Here is a 21,396-nt window from a genome sequence, read left to right as displayed (position 1 = left end):
GGCGAGGTTTCGCCCGTCACTATACCCCCAAGGGGTATAGTGACGGCGCAGCGGCCCTCGAAGCTTCCCGAAGGAGGAACCAAGTGACGGTGTTATCAGCGGTCGGACACGCGTTGACGCTCGCGGGGTCGATGACGTGGGAAATCCTGTGGGCGCTGATTCTGGGCTTCGCCCTCTCGGCGGTGGTGCAGGCCGTGGTGCGGCGCTCGACGATTGTGGCGCTGATGGGCGATGACCGGCCACGCACCCTGGCGGTCGCGGCCGGGCTGGGCGCGGCGTCGTCGTCGTGCTCATATGCCGCGGTGGCGTTGGCCCGAGCGCTGTTCCGCAAGGGCGCCGACTTCACCGCCGCGATGGCGTTCGAAATCGGCTCCACCAACCTGGTGGTGGAGCTGGGCATCATCCTGGCCCTGCTGATGGGCTGGCAATTCACCGCCGCCGAATTCGTCGGCGGCCCACTGATGATCGTGGTGCTGGCCGTCCTGTTCCGGCTGTTCGTGCGATCGCGCCTCGTCGATGCCGCCCGCGAGCAGGCCGAGCGGGGAATCGCCGGCGCGATGGAAGGCCACGCCGCCATGGACATGTCCATCCAGGGTGACGGTTCGTTCTGGCGACGGCTGTTCTCCCCGGCGGGCCTCACCTCGGTTTCGCACGTGTTCGTGATGGAGTGCCTCGCCATCCTGCGCGACCTCGTCCTGGGCTTGCTGATCGCGGGTGCCGTCGCGGCCTGGGTGCCCGAAAAGTTCTGGCAGGTCTTCTTTTTGGCCGACCACCCGGGCCTCTCGGCGATCTGGGGGCCGATCGTGGGTCCCGTCGTGGCGATCGTGTCCTTCGTGTGCTCGATCGGCAATGTCCCGCTGGCCGCGGTGTTGTGGAACGGGGGCATCAGCTTCGGCGGGGTCATCGCGTTCATCTACGCCGACCTGTTGATCCTTCCGATCCTGAACATCTACCGCAAGTACTACGGCACTCGGATGATGCTGACGCTGTTGGGCACCTTTTACGCCGCGATGGTCGCCGCCGGGTATCTGGTCGAATTGATCTTTGGCACAACCAATCTCATTCCCATGCAGCGCAACGCCATGGTGATCGAGGCATCGATCTCGTGGAACTACACGACGTGGCTCAACATCGCGTTCCTGGCCCTCGCGGCCATCCTGGTCGCCCGGTTCGTCACCTCCGGGGGCCTGCCGATGGTGCGCATGATGGGCGGCTCCCCCGATGCTCCCGAGCATCAGCACTGACCTGCGGTCATCGCGCGTCCGAATCAGGCCCGCTCCGAAAGCCTTTCCCGCAGGCGGCGATTGACCGGCTCGGGCAGCAGCTCCGACACGTCCCCACCGAGCATCGCGACCTCTTTCGCGAGCGACGACGACACGAACGAATAGCGCGGCGCGGTCGCGACAAAAAAGGTGTCGACGCCCGCGACGTGTTTGTTCATCTGCGCCATCTGCAGCTCGTATTCGAAGTCGGTGCCGGTGCGCAGCCCCTTCACGATGGCCGTCATGCCGCGCGAGCGGACGAAGTCGACGACCAGACCCTGCCCCGCTTCGGCCCTGAGGTTGGGCAGGTGCGTCGTCGATTCGTTGATCATCGCGATCCGCTCGTCGAGGTCGAACATGCCCTTCTTGGCGGGGTTGGTCAGGATCGCCACTACCACCTCGTCGAACTGAGCCGACGCGCGCTCGAAGACGTCGATGTGGCCCAACGTCACCGGGTCAAACGAGCCCGGGCATACCGCGCCGCTCATGACGAATGACGGTACACGGCCGCCTCACTGACGCTCGGCCAGTTCCAGACGGGTGTCGCCGTAAACCCGGTGCGGCCACGCCGACCAGCCGGACGGCCAATTCAGCGGCGCACCACCGGCCGCCCGCTCCACCACTGCAACGCTGCGCTCGTGCACCCAGCCGTGCGCGGGCAACGCGGCCAGCATGGCCTCGACCTCGGCGGCGTCGACCTCGTAGGGCGGGTCGGCCAGCACCAGATCGAACGCGGCCGTGGTCCCGGCCGCCAGCACGCTCGCCACCGCTCCCCGGCGCAGCGTCGCGCCGCGCAGGCCGAGGGTTTCGATGTTGCGCGCGATGACCGATCCGGTGCGCGGGTCCGACTCCACGAAGAGCGCGGCGGCTGCGCCGCGGGACAACGCCTCCAATCCCAGTGCGCCCGAACCGGCATAGAGGTCCAGCACCTTGAGGCCGGTCAGCTCCAGGCGGGCGGACAGGATGTTGAAGAGCGACTCGCGGACGCGGTCGGTGGTGGGCCTGGTGCCACGCGGCGGCACCGCGATGCGCCTGCCCCCGGCCACGCCGCCAATGATCCGGGTCACCTGCAGATACCTAGAGCAGCGTCGACCAGTAGTCCCAGAACCGCGCCATGATCAGTAAGAACACCGCGGTGAACCAGAGGGCGGCCACCGACCAGCGCCATTGGAAAAGGACCCACCCGAAACCGGCCTGCCTGCGTTGCGAGACCGGGCGATAGGCGATCGAGGCGACCACCACCAGTAGCGACATGGTGACCGCCCACACCACCATGCAGTACGGGCACAGCGCGTTGATCCGATACAGGCTCTGAAAGATCAGCCAGTGCACAAACACCCCCCCGACCCCCACGCCGATCGTCAGTCCCATCCAATACCATTGCGGCAAGGCCACTTTCGTCAACGCCAGCAGCCCCGTGACGACCACCACGGTGAAGGCCACCAGCCCCAACAGCGGGTTGGGAAAGCCCAGCAGCGACGCCTGCGGGGTGATCATCACCGAGCCGCAGGACAGGATCGGATTGATGTTGCAGGACGGCGCATACGACGGGTCGAGCAGGATGTCGATCTTCTCCACCGTCAGCGTCATGGAGGCGGCCAAACCGATCAGCCCGGAGATCAGCACCCACCAGGCGCTGAGCGCCGGCACCCGCGCCGCTGACGACGCATCCGGGGTCAGGTCGCCGGTGGGATCGGCAGCTGCTGTCGACACCGCACTTGTCACATGGAGGCCGGCGCGACCGCGCCGTCGATGCCCGGGATGTTGCCCACGATCTCTTTGATCTTGTTGACCAGCGCATCTGGTGTCGAGGGGTCGTAGTCGTCGCCGTTGATCTTGATGGTCGGCGTGGCGTTGATATGCGCGTTCGCCGCTTCGCCGGTGACCTTGGACAGGTACTTGCCGCTGTTGATGCAGTCCGGCACCTTGCCCGCCGCCCCCGCCTCGCGGGCGAGTTCGATCAGCCGCGCGTTGTCCGGGAAGGTCTTGCCGGTTTCGCTGGGCTGGATGTCGGTGCTGTACAGCGCGGAGTGGAACCGGCGGAACGCGTCCTGGTTCTCGTCGGCGACGCACAGCGCCGCGGCGCCCGCGCGCGACGAATAGTTCTGGTTCCGGGCGCTGTCGAGGATCGACACCATGTTGTAGTCGGCGGCGATGGCGCCGATGTCGATGAGCCTGGAGACCGTCGGGCCGAAGGTGCGCTCGAAGTTGCCGCAGGCCGGGCACAGGAAGTCCTCGTATAACGCCACCACGGCCTTGGGGTTGCTGCTGCCGGGCTGGGTGACCAGCTTGCTCGACGTCACGCGGACCGTGTCGCCGGGGCCGGTGGGGCCGGCCTTCTTGTGGTGCGACGTGACGATGTAGAAGACGAGGGCGACCGCGAAGATGACCACGAATGCGGTGCCGCCGATCTGGACGAGCCGGCTCGACTTACCGCCAGAGGCCACCTTCATGTCGAATCGCGGGGGACGTTTGGGTTTGTCGGCCACGGGTTCCCTGATCTTTCGGTACGAGTTGTCGGTCTGCCCGTTTGCGGACAAAGCGATCGGACAAAGCGCCTCTAGGTTACCGGCGCCGGCGACTCAACGAATCAAACCCGGCTCAGGTGTGCGCGCAACGCCGAAATCAGCTCGCTGGTCGCCACCATGCTGTCGCCGCCCAACGGGAACAGATTGACGAAGCCATGGGTCAGCGAACCCTGGTACCGCAGGTCCACCGCGACCCCCGCGGCCCGCAGCGCCTCGGCGTAGCTCTCGCCTTCGTCGCGCAGCGGATCGAAGCCGGCGACCGCGATCAGCGCGGGCGCCAACCCGGTCAGCGATTCGGCCAGCGCCGGCGACACCCGCGGATCGGTCCGGTCCACACCCGAACGCCGCAGATACTGCGATTCAAACCAGTCGATGTCCCGTTTGGTGAGCAGGAAGCCTCGCGAGAACAGGGTCAGCGACCGGTTCTTGGCGGTGAAGTCGGTCCGCGGATAGATCAGCCATTGCAACGCCGGGGCGGGGCCGTTCTCGTCGCGCGCTATCTGACTGACGACGGCGGCGAGGTTGCCGCCGGCGCTGTCCCCGCCGACCGCGACGCGTCCCGGAATCGCGCCGAGCTCGCCGGCGCGCTCGCATGCCCAGGTGAACGCCGCGTAAGCGTCCTCGATCGCGGCCGGGGCCGGATGTTCGGGGGCCAGCCGGTAGTCGATCGACAACACATGAATGCCGGCGTCGCGACAGATCAGCCGGCACAGCGCGTCATAGGTGTCCAGGTCACCGATCGACCAACCGCCCCCGTGGTAGAAGACCAGCAGCGGTGCGGCCGTGCCATCGGCAGGACGGTAGTGGCGGGCCCCGATCCCGCCGGCCGGACCGGGCAGGGAGAGCTCGTCGACGTCGACGTGGATCTGCGCGCCGGGCAGCCCCACGATCGACTCGCGCAGCTGGGTGCGCGACGCCTGCGGGTCGTCGTCGACGACCAGCCCGTCGATGCCGACGGCGCGCAGGCCCGACAACATCAGCTGCAAGGTGGGATCGAGCGTGTTGCCGTCGATGATGACCGAACGACTGCGGACCAGCCCTCGCCGCAGCGCGGTCGGGATCCAGGGGATGACCTTGGTTCCGACGCTGGTGAGGGCGCCCTGGATGCGACTGGCCAGCGGCACCGATGCGTGATCGGCTCCGAATTTGACACCCGGCGCGCCCGACAGAGGCCTGGTCATGAACAACCCCCTTACAACAACACGTGCTTACGCTCGACGGATATTGGTCCCGCCGCTCATCGCCTCTCAAGGCTTACCAACCCCGGCGGTCGCCAAACGGCGGACAACGCTGCGGTCGGTCGCCGGCCGACCGACATCACCGGCTTGGCCGCAGCACGGGAGACCGGCCGGGCCGCCGCCTATACCGGTGTGCCGCGCGACCAACTGTACGGGGTGGCCTGCCCGAGGCCGACGGCGCGCATAGACACCCGTCCAGGGGTTGATTAGGTTACCTTTACAGACTCGGTAATATCGTGATCCCCAAGTCGGTGAGCTTTCATCGGGTTGCGAGCAACTTCGACGTGTTCGATACCGAACTGAGCGCCTCGAACTCGGCGCCGAACGGCGTCGACCTGGTCGCTCGATGACGGAACCCGACTCGGTGCACAATCTCGAACCTTCAATTTCACAGGCAGGTGAATGAATTGGCCGGCGAGTCGGGCTCCGCCTTACCCTCAATTGCTCTCAACGACGAAAACACGATCCCGGCCCTCGGCCTGGGCGTCGCGGAATTGTCGGACGACGAGACCGAACGCGCGGTGTCGGCTGCGCTCGAGGTCGGCTGCCGACTGATCGACACCGCCGCGGCCTACGGGAACGAAGCCGCCGTTGGGCGCGCGATCGCCGCCTCCGGTATTCCGCGCGCCGAGCTGTTCGTCACCACCAAGCTGGCCACCTCCGACCAGGGTTTCAAGGGGGCGATGGACGCATGCAACGCCAGCCTGGAGCGCCTCGGGCTGGACTACGTCGACCTCTATCTGATCCACTGGCCAGCCCCCGCCATGGGCAACTACGTGAACTCCTTCGGCGGCATGATCCAGTCCCGTGCGGAGGGTCAGGCCCGCTCGATCGGGGTCTCCAACTTCACCGAGGAGTTCCTGACGACGGTCATCGACCTCACCTTCGTCACCCCGGCGGTCAACCAGATCGAGCTGCATCCGCTGCTCAACCAGGAAGCGCTGCGCAAGACCAACGCCGAGCACAACGTGCTGACCCAGTCCTACACGCCGCTGGCGCTGGGCAAGCTGAACGACAACCCGACGGTGACTTCGGTCGCCGGCGAATACGGCAAGTCCGCCTCGCAGGTGCTGCTGCGATGGAACCTGCAACTGGGCAATGCCGTCGTCTTCCGGTCGGCCAATGCGGAGCACATCGGGTCCAACTTGGATGTGTTCGACTTCGAACTGGCCGATGAGCACATGGACGCGATCAACGCGCTCAACGACGGCACTCGGCTGCGCCCGGACCCGGAGACCTACGAAGGCGCGTAAACCCCTACGCCGCCGGGCAGGTCGTCGCGGCCTGACGCAGCACGCCGGTCGACGCCTGGTCGACCGGCAACGAATAGCCGCGCAGCACCGCGATGAACTGCATGGCGTACTGACAGGCGAACGCCCCGTTCGGCGGCATCCACTGCGCCGGCGCCGAATCGCCCTTGTCCTGATTGGCCTGCCCGTCGACGGCCAGCAGGTTGGCGGGATCGTTGGCGAAGCGCAGCCGCTCGGTGGCGGGCCAGCCGTAGGCGCCCATGTCCCAGGCGTAGGCGAGCGGGACGATGTGGTCGATCTGAACGGATTCGCCGACCTTGGGGCCCCGGCGGAACGCAATGGTCTTGTTGGTGTAGGGGTCGTGCAGCGTGCCGGTGGCCACGGCGTCCGGACACCGCTTGACCGACACGTAGGTCTTGTCCACGAGGTCACGGTTGAGAATGTCGTCGCGGGTGTCACAGCCGTTGTGGCCCATCGGGGCGTCGTTGTCGTCGTCCCAGGCGTCGCCGAATGCCAACCGCAGGTAGTCATAGCGGTGCTGGCGCAGCGGCACGACGGCGATGCCCCCGAGCACATCGGTGCCGGGCGCGACCGTCGGAACGTCAGCGCGCGCGGCGTATTCGGCGGAATGCCGCGCGCTCGAGGCTCCCACCGTCTGGTAGGCCACCAGCAAGGCGAGCGCCGCCGCCGCGGCCAGCCACAGCAGCACTCTGCGGTTCACGACTTGTCCAAGTATTCGATGCGGTCGGTGTCGGTGAACCGCGCGGCCAGCACCGCCAAGCCGGGATGCGCATCGTCCTCGGTGTAGGCCTGCACGCAGAACTCCCGGGCCGCCTCGATGAACTCCTGGTGATCGGCCAGGGACAGCAGCCGCAACGTGATCGCCTTACCGGACTGGTTGCGGCCCAACACATCTCCCTCGCGGCGTTCCTTGAGGTCAAGATCGGCCAGGGCGAAGCCGTCCAGTGTCTCGGCCACCGCGCGCAGCCGCCGACCGGCCGACGAATTCGGCGCGGACCAGCTGGCGAACAGGCACAGGCTGGGATGCCGGCCGCGGCCGATCCTGCCGCGCAGCTGATGTAACTGACTGATGCCGAACCGGTCGGCGTCCATCACCAACATGAGGGTGGCGTTGGGGACGTCGACGCCCACCTCGATGACGGTGGTGCACACCAGCACGTCGATCTCGGCGGCCCGGAAGGCCGCCATCGCGGCGTCCTTCTCCTCGGCCGACAGCCGCCCGTGCATCAGGCCCAGGCGCAGACTCGCCAGCTCGCCGCAGCGCAGCCGGGCGTACAGGCCCTCGGCGGTCTCGGGCGCCTTGGCGTTCGGCTCCTGATCCCCCGGGTCGTCGCTCTCGTCGATGCGCGGCGCCACCACATAAGCCTGGCGGCCAGCGGCCACCTCCTCGGTGATGCGTTGCCAGGCCCGACTCAGCCACGCGGGCTTGTCCTTGACGAAGATGACGTTGCTGGTGATCGGCTGGCGGCCCCGCGGAAGTTCGCGCAGCGTCGAGGTTTCCAGGTCCCCGTACACGGTGAGCGCGACGGTGCGCGGAATCGGTGTCGCCGTCATCACCAGCAGGTGTGGCGTGACCCCGGGACGGGCCTTGGCCCGCAACTGATCTCGTTGCTCGACGCCGAAGCGGTGCTGTTCGTCGACCACCACCATCCCCAGGTTGTCGAATTCCACCGCGTCCTGCAGCAGCGCGTGAGTGCCGACGACGATGCCGACCTCGCCGCCGGCGATTTCGGCGCGGACCTGTTTCTTCTGGGCGGTGGTCATCGAACCGGTCAGCAGCGCCAGCCGGGTGCCATTGTCGGCGCCACCCAGCTGGCCCGCCATCGCCAGCGGGCCGAGCGCGTCGCGGATCGACCGGAGGTGTTGGGCCGCAAGCACTTCCGTGGGGGCCAGCAGCGCGCACTGATATCCGGCGTCGACCATCTGCAGCATCGCCAGCACCGAGACGATCGTTTTGCCGGAGCCGACCTCGCCCTGCAGCAGACGATTCAGCGGGCGGGTCGCGGCGAGCCCGTCGGTCAGCACCCCGAGCACCTCGCGCTGCCCCGCGGTCAGCTCGAAGGGCAAACGCCCCAACAGTTCTGCGGCCAAACCGTCCGGACGCGGCAGCGCCGGCGGCCCCGACTCCGACAGCTCGCCGTGGCGGCGGGCCACCAGCGCCCACTGCAGGCCGACGGCTTCGTCGAAGGTCAGGCGCTCACGGGCCCGCCGGCGCCGTGGCTCGCTCTCGGCCAGATGGATGTCGCGCAGCGCCTCGTCCTCGGAGACCAGGCCGAATTTTGCGCGCAGGCCTTCGGGCAGTGGATCCGGGACCGGGTCGAGCATGTCGAGCACCTGGCGCACGGAGCCGAAGATGGTCCAGCTCTGCAGCTTCGCGCTGGCGGCATAGATCGGGAAGAAGTGACGCTCGTAGGCGTCCGCGATACCTTCGCCCGTGGTGGCGCCCGAGGCGTTGGCGATGCTCTTGAGCGAGGCGGTGCCGCGATTCTTCCCATCCTGGCGGTCGAGCAAAAGGAACGCCGGGTGCGTCAGCTGCATGACGTTGTTGAAGAATCCGACCTCTCCGGAAAGCATCACCTTGGCGCCCGTGGTCAGGTCCTTTTTCAGGTAATTCGCGTTGAAGAACGTTGCGGTCACCTTGTTGCGCCCGGAGCCGAGGGTGATGCGGTGGCACAGCTTCTTCGGGGTCTTCTTCATCGGGAACGTCTTGGTTTCGGCGATCGTGTCGATGATGGTGACGTGTTCGCCGGCGGGCGGCCGTTCGTCGTCGGTGTTCCAACGGCTCGCGCCCTCGGTGTAGCTGCGCGGATAGTGGCGCAGCAGGTCGTCGACCGTGCGGATGCCGAACACCTCGTCGAAGAGCTCCGCAACCTTCCCGCCCACGACGAAGTCCAGCCGATCGCTCAGCGACACCATCGCTATTCGACCCCGATCAGCAGCGCGTCACCGCGGTGGCCGGTGCGGTAGGTGACCAATTCGGTCCCGGGGTGGTGATCGTGCATGTGCTCTTCCAGGATGTCGGTGACCGCGCCCGCGTCGCCGTCGCCGTCGATGGCGGCGCCCAGCAGCACCGTCACCAGGTCGCCGCCGGAGGCCAGCAGGAGGTCGAGCAGTCCGATCGCCGCCCCGACCGCGTCGTCGGCCACGATCAGCACCTCATCGCCCGCGATGCCCAGGCCGTCACCGGGGCGGCAGCGACCCGCCCAGGTCAACGCGCTCTCGGTGGCGATGCGCACCGAGCCGTGCCGCGCCGCCCCGGCGGCGCGGGCCATCGTGTAGCCGTCGTCGACCGCCTGCCGGTCGGTTTCGTGCACCGCCAGCGCGGCCAGGCCCTGCACCATCGACCCGGTCGGGATCGGCACCACGTCGATGCCCCAGCCGATGGCCGTGGTGCAGCCGGCCACCAGCTCCTCGGCCGGCACGTAGCCGTTGGGCAGCACCATCACCTGGGCAGCGCCGGTGTCGACGACGGCCCGCATCAGCTGGTGCGCACTGATGTTGGTGACGGCATCGTCCGCGGCCGCGTCGCGCTGCAGCACGCAGGCACCCTCCCCGGCGAACAGGTCGGCGGCGCCGTCGCCGTCGACCACCGCCAGCACCGCGCGCTCCCGCGTCCAGCCGCCCGCGGGCAGCCCCGGGGTGCCGGAGCTCAACGCCGAGATGACGATGCGGCTGAGCCGGCCGGCCGCCAGCCCGGCCTCCACGGCGGCGCCGGCGTCGTCGGTGTGCACGTGGACCGAGTAGGTGCGCTGCGTCGAGGACGGCGCCGACGCGATGCCGACCGAATCACCCAGCTCCCCCAGCCGGTCGCGCAGCGTGTCCGCCGCCGCGGGCTCGCAGCCGTCCAACCGGTACATGACCTCGAACTGGGGCGCCGGGCGGTGCGCGGACGCCTCCGGCGGCTGCTCTCGCGGCGCCAGCTCGTACACCGTGCGGGCCGGCGCCTGCCCGGTGATGGTGCGCCGCAGCGCGTCCAGCAGGACCAGCAGACCCCGCCCGCCGGCGTCCACGGCGCCGGCATCGGCGAGCACGTCGAGTTGTTCGGGCGTCTTTTCCAGCGCGACCACCGCCGCGTCGCCGGCGGCGATGACCGCCGACACCAACCCCTCACCGGCTCCGGCGCACTGCGCGACGGCGTTCGCGGCCGCCCCCAGCACCGAGACGATGGTCCCGGGGATCTCCTCGCCGCCCATCGAGCTGATCACCAACTCCACGCCGCGCTGCAGCGCGGCACCCAGGACGGCGGCGTCGATGTGGGGCAGCTCACCCCCGGCGTCGGCCGCTGCGATCGCTGTGACGTCGGCGACGCCGCGCAGGATCTGCGACAGGATCACCCCGGAATTGCCGCGCGCGCCGTTGAGGGCACCTGCGGACAGCGCCGCGGCGGCCCGCGCGACGCACGTCGAGCCGCCCTCCACGCCGGTGCAAACTTTCGCCTCGGCCAAGGCCGAACGCATGGTGAACAGCATGTTGGCGCCGGTGTCGGAGTCGGCGACGGGGAAGACATTGAGCCGGTTGATCTCGTCGATGTGCGTGATCAGGTCGCTGACGGCGGTGTGCGCCCAGTCGCGCAGGGCGATCGCGTCCAGGAGACGATCCTGCGACGTATCAGCAGTGCCCAGGGTGACCCACCTCCTCCGCACCTTTGGACGCCCAGCACCCGGTGGGCGCCAGCGTAGCCCGGCCACAGCCGCGACGGCTGCCCGTGACCACCAGGGCCGATCCGGCCCATCGAGCCTAGCCAGAGGGGGCGACAGCGGCGGTGACCGTTTTGGTGCTTGCCACCACAGTCGGTATCCTCAGGTGTGCCCGGGTGAACCTGGGCTGTCCCGGCCGGATTGCCGGACCCCCGAGATTTGAGGAGCTTGAACAATGGCCGCTGTGTGCGACATCTGCGGGAAAGGCCCCGGCTTCGGTAAGTCGGTGTCGCACTCCCACCGCCGCACCAGCCGCCGGTGGGACCCCAACGTTCAGACCGTGCACGTCGTCGCCCGTCCGGGCGGCAACAAGCAGCGTCTTAGCGTGTGCACGTCCTGCATCAAGGCCGGCAAGGTCGTCCGGGGCTGACAGCAGCCGTCGTCACATGACGACGTGGCCGGCGTCCACGGGTATCGCAGCGCCGGTGATGTAGCGCGACCGCGGTCCGGCAAGCCAGAGCACCGCCTCGGTGACGTCTTGCGCCTCCACCAACGGCACGTCGGGCAGCAGCGTCTGCGACAGCGCCGGGTTGGGGTTCTCCAGCATCCGGTTCACCACGAAATCGTTGAGGATCATCGGCGTCGCGACACCGCTCGGGTGGATCGAATTGACCCGAATCTTGTGCGGCGCATAGGCATTCGCCGCGGAACGCATCAGCCCCACCACCCCGTGTTTGGACGCGGCGTAGGCGAACATCGCCGCGCTACCGTCGCCGCCGCGGCCGGTGAGCCCCTGCGATGAGCTAACCAGCACCACCGAGCCGCCCCGCCCCTTGCGCACGATCGAGGGAACCGTCGCCAGCAGCGTGTGCCACACACCCTTGAGATTGGTGTCGACGATCGTGTTGAACACCGGTTCGGATTCGGGGTCGGTGACCCCGATGGCCACCACCCCGGCATTGGCGACGACGACGTCGATGTCGCCGAGCTCGTCGACGCCGGCCTGCACTCCGGCCGACAACGCCCTGAGGTCGCGGACGTCCGCAGCGACGGACACCGCTTTGCGGCCGGCCGCCTGGACCAGCTGCACGGTCTCGGCGAGCTCCGATTCGGTCCCCAGGGCGTACGGGATCGCCTCGAGGTCGGCGCAGATGTCGACAGCGATGATGTCGGCGCCCTGCTCGGCCAGCGCGACGGCGTGGCTGCGACCCTGCCCGCGCGCGGCGCCGGTGATGACGGCGACCGTGTTGGCGAATTCACCCATCACTACACCTCCAGGGTCGTGCCGGTCTCGCGTTCGGCGAAGGCCACCAGCCGCGCCGCCGCGTCGTAATCGCAGGCCAGCGGCGTGCGGCCGATCAATACCGGGCCGCCGCGCAGCCCGAACCTGCCGGTGACCCCGACGTAGCTGCCCGGCGGAATCGGCTCGCTGATGCAGTAGAGCGTGGGCGCAGCGCCCTCGTCGATGTCGTTGGCCAACCGGTCGGCCACCATTTTGACCCCCTTGTGGGCCAGCGACATCAGCGGTGAGTCGCCCAGATTCGACAGGTTCGAGGCCACCCAGCCCGGGTGGGTGAGCTGCGTGACGATCGGCGATCCGGCCGCGCGCAGCCTGCGATCCAGCTCCAGGCCCCACAACATGACCGCGAGCTTCGACTGCGCGTACGCACCCAGCCTCGTCCACTTGTGCCGGCGCGAGTGCAGGTCGTCGATCCGCAACGTCGCCGAGCGGTGCGCGTCGGACCCGACGTTGATGATCTGCGAACGCACCTTGGGCAGGAGCAGATTGGTCAGCGCGAACGGCCCGAGCAGATTGGTTCCCAGTGTCATCTCGAAGCCGTCGACCGTCTCGGTGCGCCGGTCGGTCAGGGCGCCGGCGTTATTGATCAGGATGTCCACCGGCTCGTCGATCAGGCCGGCGAAGGCCCGCACCGACGACTGGTCGGCGAGATCGAGTTTCGCCACGGCGGTCGAGCCGCCGATCTCGCTCGCGCGCTGCTCGCCGAGTTCGGTGTTGCGCACGGCCAGGATCACGTGCGCGCCGGCTTTGGCGAGCGCGCGCGAGGTGCCGAGCCCGACGCCGTTGGTCGCTCCGGTCACGATCACCCGTTTGCCGGTCAGGTTGCCGAGCCTGCTCGGCGTCCACGGTAAGGTCACGGCGATCCAGAGTAATGGTCGGTTCTATGTAAGTTGGACCGGTTCTGCCAACATAAGAGCGGAAGACTCCGAGGCGGTTCGACATGAGTGACAGCGCCACCGAGATCACCAACCTCATCTACACCTACGCGCAGCTTCTCGACGGCGGCGACCTGGACGGGGTGGCCCGGCTTTTCGAGCACGGCCGCATCTGCGGGGTGGAAGACGGCCCACCGGAGACGGTGTTCGCCGGCTCGGCCCGGGTGCGGGAGATGTACGACATGGCCACGCGCATCTATGACGACGGCACCCCAAAGACCAAACACAACACGACCAACGTCCAGCTCTACATCGACGAGGCGGCCGGGACCGCGCGGAGCACGTCCTATTACTGCGTCACGCAGGCCACCGATGACCTGCCGCTGCAGGTGATCGTCACCGGGCACTACAAGGACACCTTCCACCGGGTGGGCGGGGCCTGGTGTTTCGACAGCCGCATCATGTTCGTCGACCAGGTCGGCGATGTCAGCCGGCACCTGAAGTTCTGACCGGTGGCATCCGCGAGCGCGTCCGGCGGCCCATTCGACCCTGCCGCCGTCCTGGCCGACGCGCAACGCAAGGATGAGCTGACCGACTGGGGCCCGGGCGAATTCGAGGGCCCGCTTTGCGTATTGCTGGACGATTACGCCGGCGCCGACCTGAACGCCGTCGGAGTGCACATCCTGCGCTCGGGCATCGTGCACAGCCTGCGGATGCGGCTGCGCGCACAGGAGTGGATCCGCCGCCACCCGGAGATCCTCGACGAGGTGGTGGCCGCGCCGATCGTCGTCGTCGGCATGATGCGCAGCGGCACCACCCTGCTGCAGCGGCTCCTGGCCGCCGACCCACGCTTCGTCTGCGCGTATGGCTGGGAGGTCGTCGAGGTCGCGCCGCGGCTGGACCATCGGTTCACCGACCCCCCCGATCCGCGCATCGCGATCAGCGAAGCGCGAGAAGCGAAGTCGCGCGAACTGGCGCCCGAATTGTTTTCGATCCACCCGATGTACGCCAGGGAGGCCGAGGAGGAAATCGTCTTTTTGGCCGATGCGTTCCTGTCGCACGTGCCCGAATCGGGCGCGCACCTGCCGCGGTACCGAACCTGGCTCGACGCCCAGGACTTCTCCCCCGCCTATAGCTATCTGCACCGCATGCTGCAATTCCTCCAGTGGCAGAAGCGCCGGCGCGGGGTGCGGGGCCAGCGCTGGGTGCTCAAATCGCCTGCGCACCTTGGGTATTTGCATGTCCTGCGCGCCCAGTTTCCCGATCTGCACATCGTGCAAATGCATCGTGACCCGCGCACCACCATCGCGTCGGGGGCCAGCCTGAACGCGACCCCTGCACGCGATGCACTCCGATACCGTCGACATGCACCGGGTCGGTGCGCAGTGGTTGGACCGGATGGGCTGGACGAACGATCGGGCGATGGCGGTCCGCGACGGCTGGGCCGATGAGGGCGCGGTGGTCACCGACATCGGGTTCGACGACGCGGTGGCCGATCCGATCGGCCAGGTGGCTCGCGTCTACGACGCCATCGGCCTGCCGCTGACCGCGCAGGCGGAGGAGGCGATGCGGCGCTGGCTGGCCCACCGCCCCCGGGAGGCGCCGCGCCCGCCCTACGGGTTGGAGAACTACAACCTGCGTCCCGAGCAGGTCGACGATCGATTCACGTTGTACAACAAGCGTTTTGGACAGCATATCGGAGGAACAACACATGCCTGATCACCCGGTCGCGACGGCGTCCCAGCACGAACAGGAGCTGGCGGCCCTCGACCTGATCGAGCACCCGACCGTCAGGGCCGCCTACCGCACGGTCGCCGAGACGTGGCTCGGCCGCGCCAAGGCGTCGGACGCGATGCGCGAACGATTCGACGACGCGTTCGCCGAGGTGATGTTCTCGGCGGCGGTGTGGTCGTCCAACCAGGACAAGCTGCGGCCCAAGGTCAGCTGCATCACCCGGCTCGCGCACCCGGTGGACGGCCGCAGCGTTCCCGGATCGCGTTGGGGCATCGACAATCCCGACAGCGTGTACCGGGTCATCCCGGTCTGCGGGGATGAACGTTACGAGATCCACGGCCGGGTCGGCGAGCACCGCATGACCGAGAACTACTTCACGCTGTGGGACGCGCAGATGGGCACCGTCGCGGTGCTCAACGGCCGCACCATGCAGGTCGAGCCCGACGGCAGCTACACCATCACCGTCGACGCCCAACCCGCCAACGGGCGGCCGAACCACGTGCAGACCTCGCCGGAAGCCCACGAGTTCTACATCCGCGACGTGCTGCTGGATTGGGGTCGCGACGACCCCAATCACATTGAGGTACAACGACTTGGCGGCCAGCCGGCCACCCCGGCACGCACACTTGACGAGCAGGCCGAGGCCACCGCGGCGATGATGGACTACTTCGCCAACTTCACCGGCAAGCTCAGCCACGGCGTCTACAAGATGCCGGCCAACCACTTCGACCTGGCCTGGTCGGCCGACAAGGTCGGCGCGATGCGCAACCAGGTGTACGTGATGGGCCGGTTCGACCTCGCCCCCGACGAGGCGTTCGTCGTCGACCTGAACGACGGCGGCGCCGAATACTTCACGGTGCCGCTGAGCAACGTCTGGGGCACCACTTTGGATCTCGTCGACCGCACCGGAAGCCTCAACAAGGCACAGTCGGTCGCAAACGAGGACGGCTCGTACACGTACCTGATCTCGCCGGTCGACCCCGGTGTGGCCAACTGGATCGACTCCGACGGCTTGCGGGAGGCCATCTTGACCCTGCGCATGGCGGAGTTCGGCGAGGGCGGTCCCCGGGAAGACCTCGGCGCGCGCGGACGGGTGATCAAGCTGGACCGGCTCGACGCCGAGGTCCCGCACCTGCCGCGGGTGAGCGAGGATCAGCGGGAAACGGAGCTGGCGCAGCGGCGCACGGCCTACCTGCGCCGCCTGCCGGAAGGGACGATCTGACGGTGGCGCGCTGGCTGATCACGGGATGCTCCACCGGCTTTGGTCGCGAAATCGCGCGCGCCGCACTGCAAGCCGGCCACAACGTGGTGGTGACCGCGCGGCGGCCCGAGGCGGTGCGCGACATCGCCGCCGAATTCGGCGACCGGGCCCTGCCCCTTGCCCTCGACGTGACCGACGCCGCCCAGATCGCGGCGGCGGTGTCGGCGGCCGACGCGGCATTCGGTGGGATCGATGTCCTGGTCAACAACGCCGGTCACGGCTACCTGTCCTCGGTGGAAGAGGGCGAGGACGCCGAGGTGCGAAAGCTGTTCGACGTGAACTACTTCGGGGCGGTCGACATGATCAAGGCGGTGCTGCCCGCCATGCGCGCCCGGGGGTCGGGGCACATCATCAACATCTCCTCGATGACGGGCCTGGTGGCCAACCCGCCCAACGCCTATTACTCGTCGACCAAATTCGCGCTGGAGGCGGTGAGCGAGGCGCTGGCCGCCGAGGTGCGCCCGTTGGGCATCAAGGTGACCGCCATCGAGCCGGGCGCGTTCCGCACCGACTGGGCGACGCGGTCGATGAAGGAATCGGGCAGCCCGATCTCCGACTACGCCGACGTGGCCGCGCGCAAGGACCTGATCAAGCAGTTCGCCGATCACCTACCCGGTGATCCGAAAAAGGTCGCGGACGCGGTGCTGATGGTGACCACTCTCGACGAGCCGCCACTTCGGCTGTTGCTGGGCCGTGACGTGCTGAAGGCCATGCGGGACAAGATCACTGCGATGTCGGAGTCGATCGAGGAGTGGAAGGCCGTCACGAAGGACGTCAATTTCGCGGACTCGTGACGCCGCTTGCCGCCCGACTCTGGGACGGCTGTCAGTCCCGCACGATGAGGACCGTCTTGCCGGCGCGCGTGCCGGCGTCGCGGCTTTCATAAGCCTCCCGGCCCTCGTCGAGGCCGAACGTCTGGGCGATCGCGACGTGCAACCGGTCGCTGTCGACCAGCGCGGCGAGTTCGTCAAGCTGATCGCGATTCGGCGTGACGATGAAGAAGGTTGCGGTGACGCCGAACTCGTCGGCCCTGCCGGCCGGAGGCGGCGCCGACAAGGTGACCAGCCGGCCGCCGCGGCGCAGCACGCCGAACGACCGCTCCAACATCTGGCCTCCCACCGTGTCGATGACGACGTCGTAACCGGCGCCGGTCTCGTCGAACGCCTCGGTGCGCACGTCGATCACGCGCTGCGCGCCGCACCCGCGCAGGAGATTGGCGGTGTCGCTGCGCACGGTCGCGGTGACCCGGGCACCCAGCATCGCGGCCAGCTGAACCGCCAACAGCCCCACTCCCCCGGCACCTCCGGTCACCAGGACGGCCTCTCCCGGTTGCACCGCGGCGTGGTCGACCAACGCCTGCAGGGCGGTCAGGCCGGCCAGCGGCAGCGCGGCGGCCATGGCGTGCGACACCGTCGACGGCTTGATGGCCAGGTCGGTCGCGGGCACCGCGACGAAATCGGCCGCGGCACCGTCGCGGTCGAACCCGATCAACCCGTACACCTCGGCGCCGGGCGCGAAATCCGTGACCTCGGCGGCAACCTCCTTGACGACACCCGACACCTCGTGTGACGGGACCACCGGGACGCGGCTGGCCCCGTCGCGGATCCAGGTCTCGTCCCACGTCAGCTCGTCGAAGGTGATCCCGGCCGCGTGCACGGCCACCAAGACTTCGCCTGCGGCCGGTATCGGTACCGGGGCGCGTTCGAATACCAGCTCCTCCGGGCCGCCCCGCCGGTGCGCCCGCAGCGCGAACATCTCGGTCATGGCAGGCGCCAATCGATCGCGTCGGCGCCCATCTCGGCCAGCAGTTCGTTGGCGCGGCTGAACGGGCGCGAACCGAAGAACCCGCGCGAGGCCGATAGCGGCGACGGATGCGGCGATTCGATGGCAACGCAATTTCCTTGGGCGAGAATCGGTTTGAGTGTCGAAGCGTCGCGGCCCCACAGGATGGCCACCAGGGGCCGCGACCGCTGCGTCAGCGCACGGATAGCGCACTCGGTCACCGCCTCCCAGCCCTTGCCGCGGTGCGAGGCCGGGTTACTCGGGCGCACCGTGAGCACCCTGTTCAGCAGCAGCACGCCGCGCTGCGCCCAGGGCGTCAGGTCACCGCACGAGGGCGACGGATGGCCCAGGTCCGCGGTGTACTCCTGAAAAATGTTGGCCAGACTCCGCGGCAGTGGCCGCACCTCGGGCGCCACCGAAAAGCTCAGCCCCACAGCGTGTCCGGGCGTGGGGTACGGGTCCTGCCCGACAATCAACACCCTGACGTCGTCGAAGGGATAGGTGAAGGCGCGCAACACATTCGGCCCCGCCGGCAGATACCTGCGCCCGGCCGCGATCTCGGTCCGCAGGAATTGCCCCATCTCGGCCACCTGGTCGGCCACCGGCTGCAGCGCACTCGCCCACCCCGGCTCGACCAGTTCACCCAGCGGGCGCGCGGTCATCATCGGCTCTTCGCGATCGCGTAAACGGTCACCGCGTCACCCTAATACGACTGCCAGCCTGCGTGGCCGCTCCACTCCCGATCGTCGACCAGCACCCGGGCCGGCCCATCGACGACCCGCCCGATGATGCGCCAACCGGCCGGCGCGGCATCCGCGAAACACGCGGCGAGCGCGTGGTCCTCGCCCCCGCCCAGCACCCAGCCCCAGGGATCGGCGCCCACCGCGGCCGCGGCTTCGCCAAGCGCATCATGGTCCGCGGCCAGCGCCGCCGTGGACAGATGGATGCCCACCCCGGACGCCTCGGCGACATGACCCAGGTCGCCGACCAGGCCGTCGGAGATGTCGATCATCGCCTGCGCACCCCCGGCCGCCGCCACCGCTCCCTGACCATAGGGCGGCTGCGGCACCACATGACGGCGCCGCAGTTCATCGAAGCCCTCAATACCGTTGCGCCACAAGTCAAATCCTGCCGCCGAGCGGCCCAGGTCACCGGCGACGGCGATCAGCGCACCGGGCTTCGCGCCCGATCGGAGCACCGGTGGGAGCCCGTTCGGGTCGCCCAGCACCGTCACCGAGATGACCCACTGCGGGCAGTGGACCAGGTCGCCGCCCGCGATGCCGGCACCGATCCGGTGCGCCTCGTCCCACATCCCGTCGACCAGCGCGTCCACCTTCGCCGCCGGCGTATCACCGGGTGCGCCGAAGGCGACCACGAATGCCGTGGGCCGCCCGCCCATCGCCTCGATATCCGCCGCGTTTTGCGCAATCGCCTTGCGGCCGATGTCGTGCGGCGTCGACCAGTCCAGCCGGAAGTGCCGGTCCTGCACGAGCATGTCGGTCGACACCAGCGCGCGGCCATCACCCGATGACACCAGCGCCGCATCGTCACCCGGCCCGAGCACGACCGCGGCGGGCTGCTCGCGCCCCCGCACCAGGCGATCGATCACGGCGAACTCACCGAGTTGCCGCAGCGACGGGGACTCACCCGATTCGTCTTGCACGCCACCCACGATAGGGCTCGTGGCGTCGCTCGGACCGCGCCGGACGGGGCTCCGCGGGACCGTTTCGGCCCGAGAATAAATTGGCACGTAGGTAAATGCGGGCGATAGTGGTTAGCAGACAAGGAGGTGCGCGGACGGTGGCAACCGAATCGGACGCCGATCCCGGGCCGCCGCGCGCGCTGATCATCGCCGCGATCGCATTGGGCGTCGCGACGATCGGCGTGATCCTGGCCATCGCGGCGACCCGCGAGGCGCCCCCGCGCTCGGTTGCGGTTCCCGCCGTCCCCGCGCCGCAGGCCGACGGGCCCTCATGCCGGGCGCTGATGGGCGCGCTGCCGCAGCGGCTCGGGGACTACCAGCACGCGCCGCTCGAGCAGCCGGCCCCGCACGGCGTCGCCGCCTGGCGAAGCGGGCCGGACGGAGACCCGGTGGTGCTGCGTTGCGGGCTGGATCGCCCGGCCGAGTTCGTCGTGGGATCCCCGATTCAGGTCGTCGATCGGGTGCAGTGGTTCCAGGTGCGTTCCGAGCAGCAATCCGCCGGTGACGCAGGCCGATCCACCTGGTACACGGTGGATCGCGGGGTCTATGTGGCGCTCACGCTGCCGACCGGATCGGGACCGACGCCCATTCAGCGGCTCTCCGAGGCGATCGACCGCAGCATCCCGGCGGCGCCCGTCGACCCCGGCCAGCCCCGTTAGGTGGTCAGCGCAGGCCCACTCCGCGCGCCAGCGCGGTCTGGACCATCGTCGCCAGCAAGGTCGCGTAGTCCATGCCGCTGGCCGCCCACATCCTCGGGTACATCGAGATCGTGGTGAACCCCGGCATCGTGTTGATCTCGTTGAGCACCGGCCCGTCTTCGGTGAGAAAGAAGTCGACCCGGGCCAGCCCTTGGCAGTCGATGGCCTTGAACGCCCGGACCGCCAATTGGCGTATCCCGTCGGCGATTTCGTCGTCCACCTTGGCGGGCACGTCCAATTCGGCCGCGTCGTCGAGGTACTTGGTCGAGAAGTCGTAGAAGGAATCCTCGCGCCCGCGCACCCCGGCCACCCGGATCTCGCCCAGCGTGCTGGCTTGCACTGTGCCATCGGGCATTTCGAGCACACCGCACTCCAGCTCACGACCGACGACCGCGGCCTCGACGATAACTTTGGGGTCATGGCGGCGCGCGGCGGCGACGGCGGCGTCCAGCTGATCCCAGCTCGACACCCGGCTCACGCCGATCGAGGAGCCTCCCCGGGCGGGTTTGACGAACACCGGCAGGCCCAGCCGCTCGCACTCCTCGGGGCGCGGCCCCGGGCGCGACGGGCGCAGCACCGCGTAGTCACCGATCGGCAATCCTTCGGCGGCGAACAGTTTCTTGGTGAACTCCTTGTCCATGCCGGCCGCGCTGGCGAGCACGCCGGCACCCACGTAGGGCACCCCGGCGAGTTCCAGCAGACCCTGAATGGTGCCGTCCTCGCCGTAGGGGCCGTGCAGTACCGGAAACACCACGTCGACCGACGCCAACACCTCGCTGGCGCCCGGCGCGAGGGACACCAACTGGCCGCTGCGCCGAGGGTCGGCGGGCAGCGCCAATTCGGTTCCCGACGCGGCGGTCACCTCGGGCAATTGCCGGTCGGTGATCGCCAGCGCGGCGGGATCGCCGTCGGTGAGCACCCACGAACCCTCGGGAGTGATGCCGATCGCGAGCACGTCGAACCGCTCCGGGTCCAGGTTGCGCAGGATGCTGCCCGCCGAGACGCATGAGATGGCGTGCTCGTTGCTGCGCCCGCCGAAGACGACGGCGACGCGTACCCGCTCGCCTGAGCCGGGGAGCGGCGAGCGCTGGCTGGCATTCACAATCTC

General features: G+C 68.7%; 23 protein-coding genes. 9 read left to right on the top strand and 14 right to left on the bottom strand.

The features are described from left to right. Positions 1–83: 83 nt before the first annotated feature. On the top strand, positions 84–1,244 hold the full coding sequence (locus A5753_RS06825) for a permease (RefSeq protein ID WP_082971192.1): 1,161 nt from the start codon (positions 84–86) through the stop codon (positions 1,242–1,244). A gap of 23 nt (positions 1,245–1,267) precedes the next feature. Here the strand turns inward: A5753_RS06825 and coaD are convergent, their stop codons facing one another. From coaD to A5753_RS06800, 5 genes are all read right to left on the bottom strand, one after another. Next, positions 1,268–1,750 (bottom strand): pantetheine-phosphate adenylyltransferase, encoded by a 483-nt coding sequence (gene coaD, locus A5753_RS06820; RefSeq protein WP_067124781.1) that lies wholly within the window; start codon positions 1,748–1,750, stop codon positions 1,268–1,270. Positions 1,751–1,774: 24 nt separating this feature from the next. Beyond that, complete coding sequence (rsmD, locus tag A5753_RS06815) at positions 1,775–2,329, bottom strand: 16S rRNA (guanine(966)-N(2))-methyltransferase RsmD (RefSeq protein WP_067124778.1); 555 nt, start codon at positions 2,327–2,329, stop codon at positions 1,775–1,777. Between the two features lie 10 nt (positions 2,330–2,339). Beyond that, positions 2,340–2,987 (bottom strand): vitamin K epoxide reductase family protein, encoded by a 648-nt coding sequence (locus tag A5753_RS06810; protein ID WP_067124776.1) that lies wholly within the window; start codon positions 2,985–2,987, stop codon positions 2,340–2,342. Then, positions 2,984–3,751, bottom strand: a complete 768-nt coding sequence (locus tag A5753_RS06805) for a DsbA family protein (RefSeq protein ID WP_067124834.1) — start codon at positions 3,749–3,751, stop codon at positions 2,984–2,986. Before A5753_RS06805 ends, A5753_RS06810 begins: the two co-directional genes overlap by 4 nt. Before the next feature lie 101 nt (positions 3,752–3,852). Beyond that, positions 3,853–4,971 (bottom strand): alpha/beta hydrolase, encoded by a 1,119-nt coding sequence (locus tag A5753_RS06800; protein WP_067124773.1) that lies wholly within the window; start codon positions 4,969–4,971, stop codon positions 3,853–3,855. Positions 4,972–5,435: 464 nt separating this feature from the next. On the opposite strand from A5753_RS06800, the gene A5753_RS06795 reads away from it, so the two are divergent. Next, the gene (locus tag A5753_RS06795) at positions 5,436–6,281 is read left to right on the top strand and encodes an aldo/keto reductase (RefSeq protein WP_067124831.1); all 846 of its coding nucleotides are present in this window, start codon (positions 5,436–5,438) and stop codon (positions 6,279–6,281) included. Positions 6,282–6,285: 4 nt separating this feature from the next. On the opposite strand, the gene A5753_RS06790 is transcribed toward A5753_RS06795, so the two are convergent. From A5753_RS06790 to A5753_RS06780, 3 genes are read right to left on the bottom strand one after another with little or no spacing between them, the layout of a single operon-like run. Further along, entirely contained in the window at positions 6,286–6,999 is a 714-nt protein-coding gene (locus A5753_RS06790; protein WP_067124770.1) for an HNH endonuclease family protein, read from the bottom strand. After that, complete coding sequence (gene recG / locus A5753_RS06785; RefSeq protein WP_067124767.1) at positions 6,996–9,215, bottom strand: ATP-dependent DNA helicase RecG; 2,220 nt, start codon at positions 9,213–9,215, stop codon at positions 6,996–6,998. Before recG ends, A5753_RS06790 begins: the two co-directional genes overlap by 4 nt. A gap of 2 nt (positions 9,216–9,217) precedes the next feature. Beyond that, a complete protein-coding gene (locus tag A5753_RS06780) occupies positions 9,218–10,921 on the bottom strand; it encodes a DAK2 domain-containing protein (RefSeq protein WP_156655982.1) in 1,704 nt (567 codons plus the stop codon). Positions 10,922–11,171: 250 nt separating this feature from the next. Here A5753_RS06780 and rpmB point away from each other — a divergent pair, with 250 nt between their 5' ends. Further along, positions 11,172–11,366, top strand: a complete 195-nt coding sequence (rpmB, locus tag A5753_RS06775) for a 50S ribosomal protein L28 (protein WP_067124763.1) — start codon at positions 11,172–11,174, stop codon at positions 11,364–11,366. 12 nt (positions 11,367–11,378) lie between these two features. Here the strand turns inward: rpmB and A5753_RS06770 are convergent, their stop codons facing one another. Both A5753_RS06770 and A5753_RS06765 read right to left on the bottom strand, forming a co-directional pair. Beyond that, complete coding sequence (locus A5753_RS06770; protein WP_067124825.1) at positions 11,379–12,200, bottom strand: mycofactocin-coupled SDR family oxidoreductase; 822 nt, start codon at positions 12,198–12,200, stop codon at positions 11,379–11,381. A gap of 2 nt (positions 12,201–12,202) precedes the next feature. Continuing rightward, positions 12,203–13,093: an SDR family NAD(P)-dependent oxidoreductase gene (locus A5753_RS06765; protein ID WP_067124760.1), complete on the bottom strand. Its 891-nt coding sequence runs from the start codon at positions 13,091–13,093 to the stop codon at positions 12,203–12,205. 83 nt (positions 13,094–13,176) lie between these two features. Between A5753_RS06765 and A5753_RS06760 the strand changes: the two genes are divergently transcribed. From A5753_RS06760 to A5753_RS06745, 5 genes are read left to right on the top strand one after another with little or no spacing between them, the layout of a single operon-like run. Continuing rightward, positions 13,177–13,620: a nuclear transport factor 2 family protein gene (locus A5753_RS06760; RefSeq protein WP_067124757.1), complete on the top strand. Its 444-nt coding sequence runs from the start codon at positions 13,177–13,179 to the stop codon at positions 13,618–13,620. A gap of 3 nt (positions 13,621–13,623) precedes the next feature. Then, the gene (locus A5753_RS06755) at positions 13,624–14,562 is read left to right on the top strand and encodes a sulfotransferase (RefSeq protein WP_231990019.1); all 939 of its coding nucleotides are present in this window, start codon (positions 13,624–13,626) and stop codon (positions 14,560–14,562) included. Continuing rightward, positions 14,534–14,830, top strand: a complete 297-nt coding sequence (locus tag A5753_RS24775) for a sulfotransferase (protein ID WP_231990018.1) — start codon at positions 14,534–14,536, stop codon at positions 14,828–14,830. Before A5753_RS06755 ends, A5753_RS24775 begins: the two co-directional genes overlap by 29 nt. Then, complete coding sequence (locus tag A5753_RS06750) at positions 14,823–16,067, top strand: DUF1214 domain-containing protein (protein ID WP_067124754.1); 1,245 nt, start codon at positions 14,823–14,825, stop codon at positions 16,065–16,067. Before A5753_RS24775 ends, A5753_RS06750 begins: the two co-directional genes overlap by 8 nt. A 2-nt stretch (positions 16,068–16,069) precedes the next feature. Beyond that, positions 16,070–16,900, top strand: a complete 831-nt coding sequence (locus A5753_RS06745; protein WP_067124751.1) for an oxidoreductase — start codon at positions 16,070–16,072, stop codon at positions 16,898–16,900. 31 nt (positions 16,901–16,931) lie between these two features. Here the strand turns inward: A5753_RS06745 and A5753_RS06740 are convergent, their stop codons facing one another. From A5753_RS06740 to A5753_RS06730, 3 genes are read right to left on the bottom strand one after another with little or no spacing between them, the layout of a single operon-like run. After that, a complete protein-coding gene (locus A5753_RS06740; protein WP_067124822.1) occupies positions 16,932–17,861 on the bottom strand; it encodes an NADP-dependent oxidoreductase in 930 nt (309 codons plus the stop codon). 5 nt (positions 17,862–17,866) lie between these two features. Beyond that, positions 17,867–18,550 (bottom strand): uracil-DNA glycosylase, encoded by a 684-nt coding sequence (locus tag A5753_RS06735; protein ID WP_067124819.1) that lies wholly within the window; start codon positions 18,548–18,550, stop codon positions 17,867–17,869. Positions 18,551–18,591: 41 nt separating this feature from the next. Continuing rightward, the gene (locus A5753_RS06730; RefSeq protein WP_067124750.1) at positions 18,592–19,560 is read right to left on the bottom strand and encodes a thiamine-phosphate kinase; all 969 of its coding nucleotides are present in this window, start codon (positions 19,558–19,560) and stop codon (positions 18,592–18,594) included. A gap of 128 nt (positions 19,561–19,688) precedes the next feature. On the opposite strand from A5753_RS06730, the gene A5753_RS06725 reads away from it, so the two are divergent. Then, the gene (locus A5753_RS06725) at positions 19,689–20,249 is read left to right on the top strand and encodes a DUF3515 domain-containing protein (RefSeq protein ID WP_231990017.1); all 561 of its coding nucleotides are present in this window, start codon (positions 19,689–19,691) and stop codon (positions 20,247–20,249) included. Between the two features lie 4 nt (positions 20,250–20,253). Here A5753_RS06725 and A5753_RS06720 read toward each other — a convergent pair whose 3' ends face one another. Further along, complete coding sequence (locus A5753_RS06720; RefSeq protein ID WP_067124748.1) at positions 20,254–21,390, bottom strand: D-alanine--D-alanine ligase family protein; 1,137 nt, start codon at positions 21,388–21,390, stop codon at positions 20,254–20,256. Positions 21,391–21,396 lie beyond the last annotated feature (6 nt).

This window comes from Mycobacterium sp. 852002-51971_SCH5477799-a, from assembly GCF_001667145.1.
In the GTDB taxonomy this organism is placed as follows: Bacteria; Actinomycetota; Actinomycetes; order Mycobacteriales; family Mycobacteriaceae; genus Mycobacterium.
This window is presented reverse-complemented; position numbering and strand designations above follow the sequence as displayed.

Bases quoted from the DNA above. Each gene is read 5' to 3' on its own strand.
- coaD (WP_067124781.1), bottom strand. From the start codon at position 1,750: ATGAGCGGCGCGGTATGCCCGGGCTCGTTTGACCCGGTGACGTTGGGC.
- A5753_RS06800 (WP_067124773.1), bottom strand. From the start codon at position 4,971: ATGACCAGGCCTCTGTCGGGCGCGCCGGGTGTCAAATTCGGAGCCGAT.
- recG (WP_067124767.1), bottom strand. From the start codon at position 9,215: ATGGTGTCGCTGAGCGATCGGCTGGACTTCGTCGTGGGCGGGAAGGTT.
- rpmB (WP_067124763.1), top strand. From the start codon at position 11,172: ATGGCCGCTGTGTGCGACATCTGCGGGAAAGGCCCCGGCTTCGGTAAG.
- A5753_RS06770 (WP_067124825.1), bottom strand. From the start codon at position 12,200: ATGGGTGAATTCGCCAACACGGTCGCCGTCATCACCGGCGCCGCGCGC.
- A5753_RS06760 (WP_067124757.1), top strand. From the start codon at position 13,177: ATGAGTGACAGCGCCACCGAGATCACCAACCTCATCTACACCTACGCG.
- A5753_RS24775 (WP_231990018.1), top strand. From the start codon at position 14,534: ATGGCGGTCCGCGACGGCTGGGCCGATGAGGGCGCGGTGGTCACCGAC.
- A5753_RS06750 (WP_067124754.1), top strand. From the start codon at position 14,823: ATGCCTGATCACCCGGTCGCGACGGCGTCCCAGCACGAACAGGAGCTG.
- A5753_RS06740 (WP_067124822.1), bottom strand. From the start codon at position 17,861: ATGTTCGCGCTGCGGGCGCACCGGCGGGGCGGCCCGGAGGAGCTGGTA.
- A5753_RS06735 (WP_067124819.1), bottom strand. From the start codon at position 18,550: ATGACCGCGCGCCCGCTGGGTGAACTGGTCGAGCCGGGGTGGGCGAGT.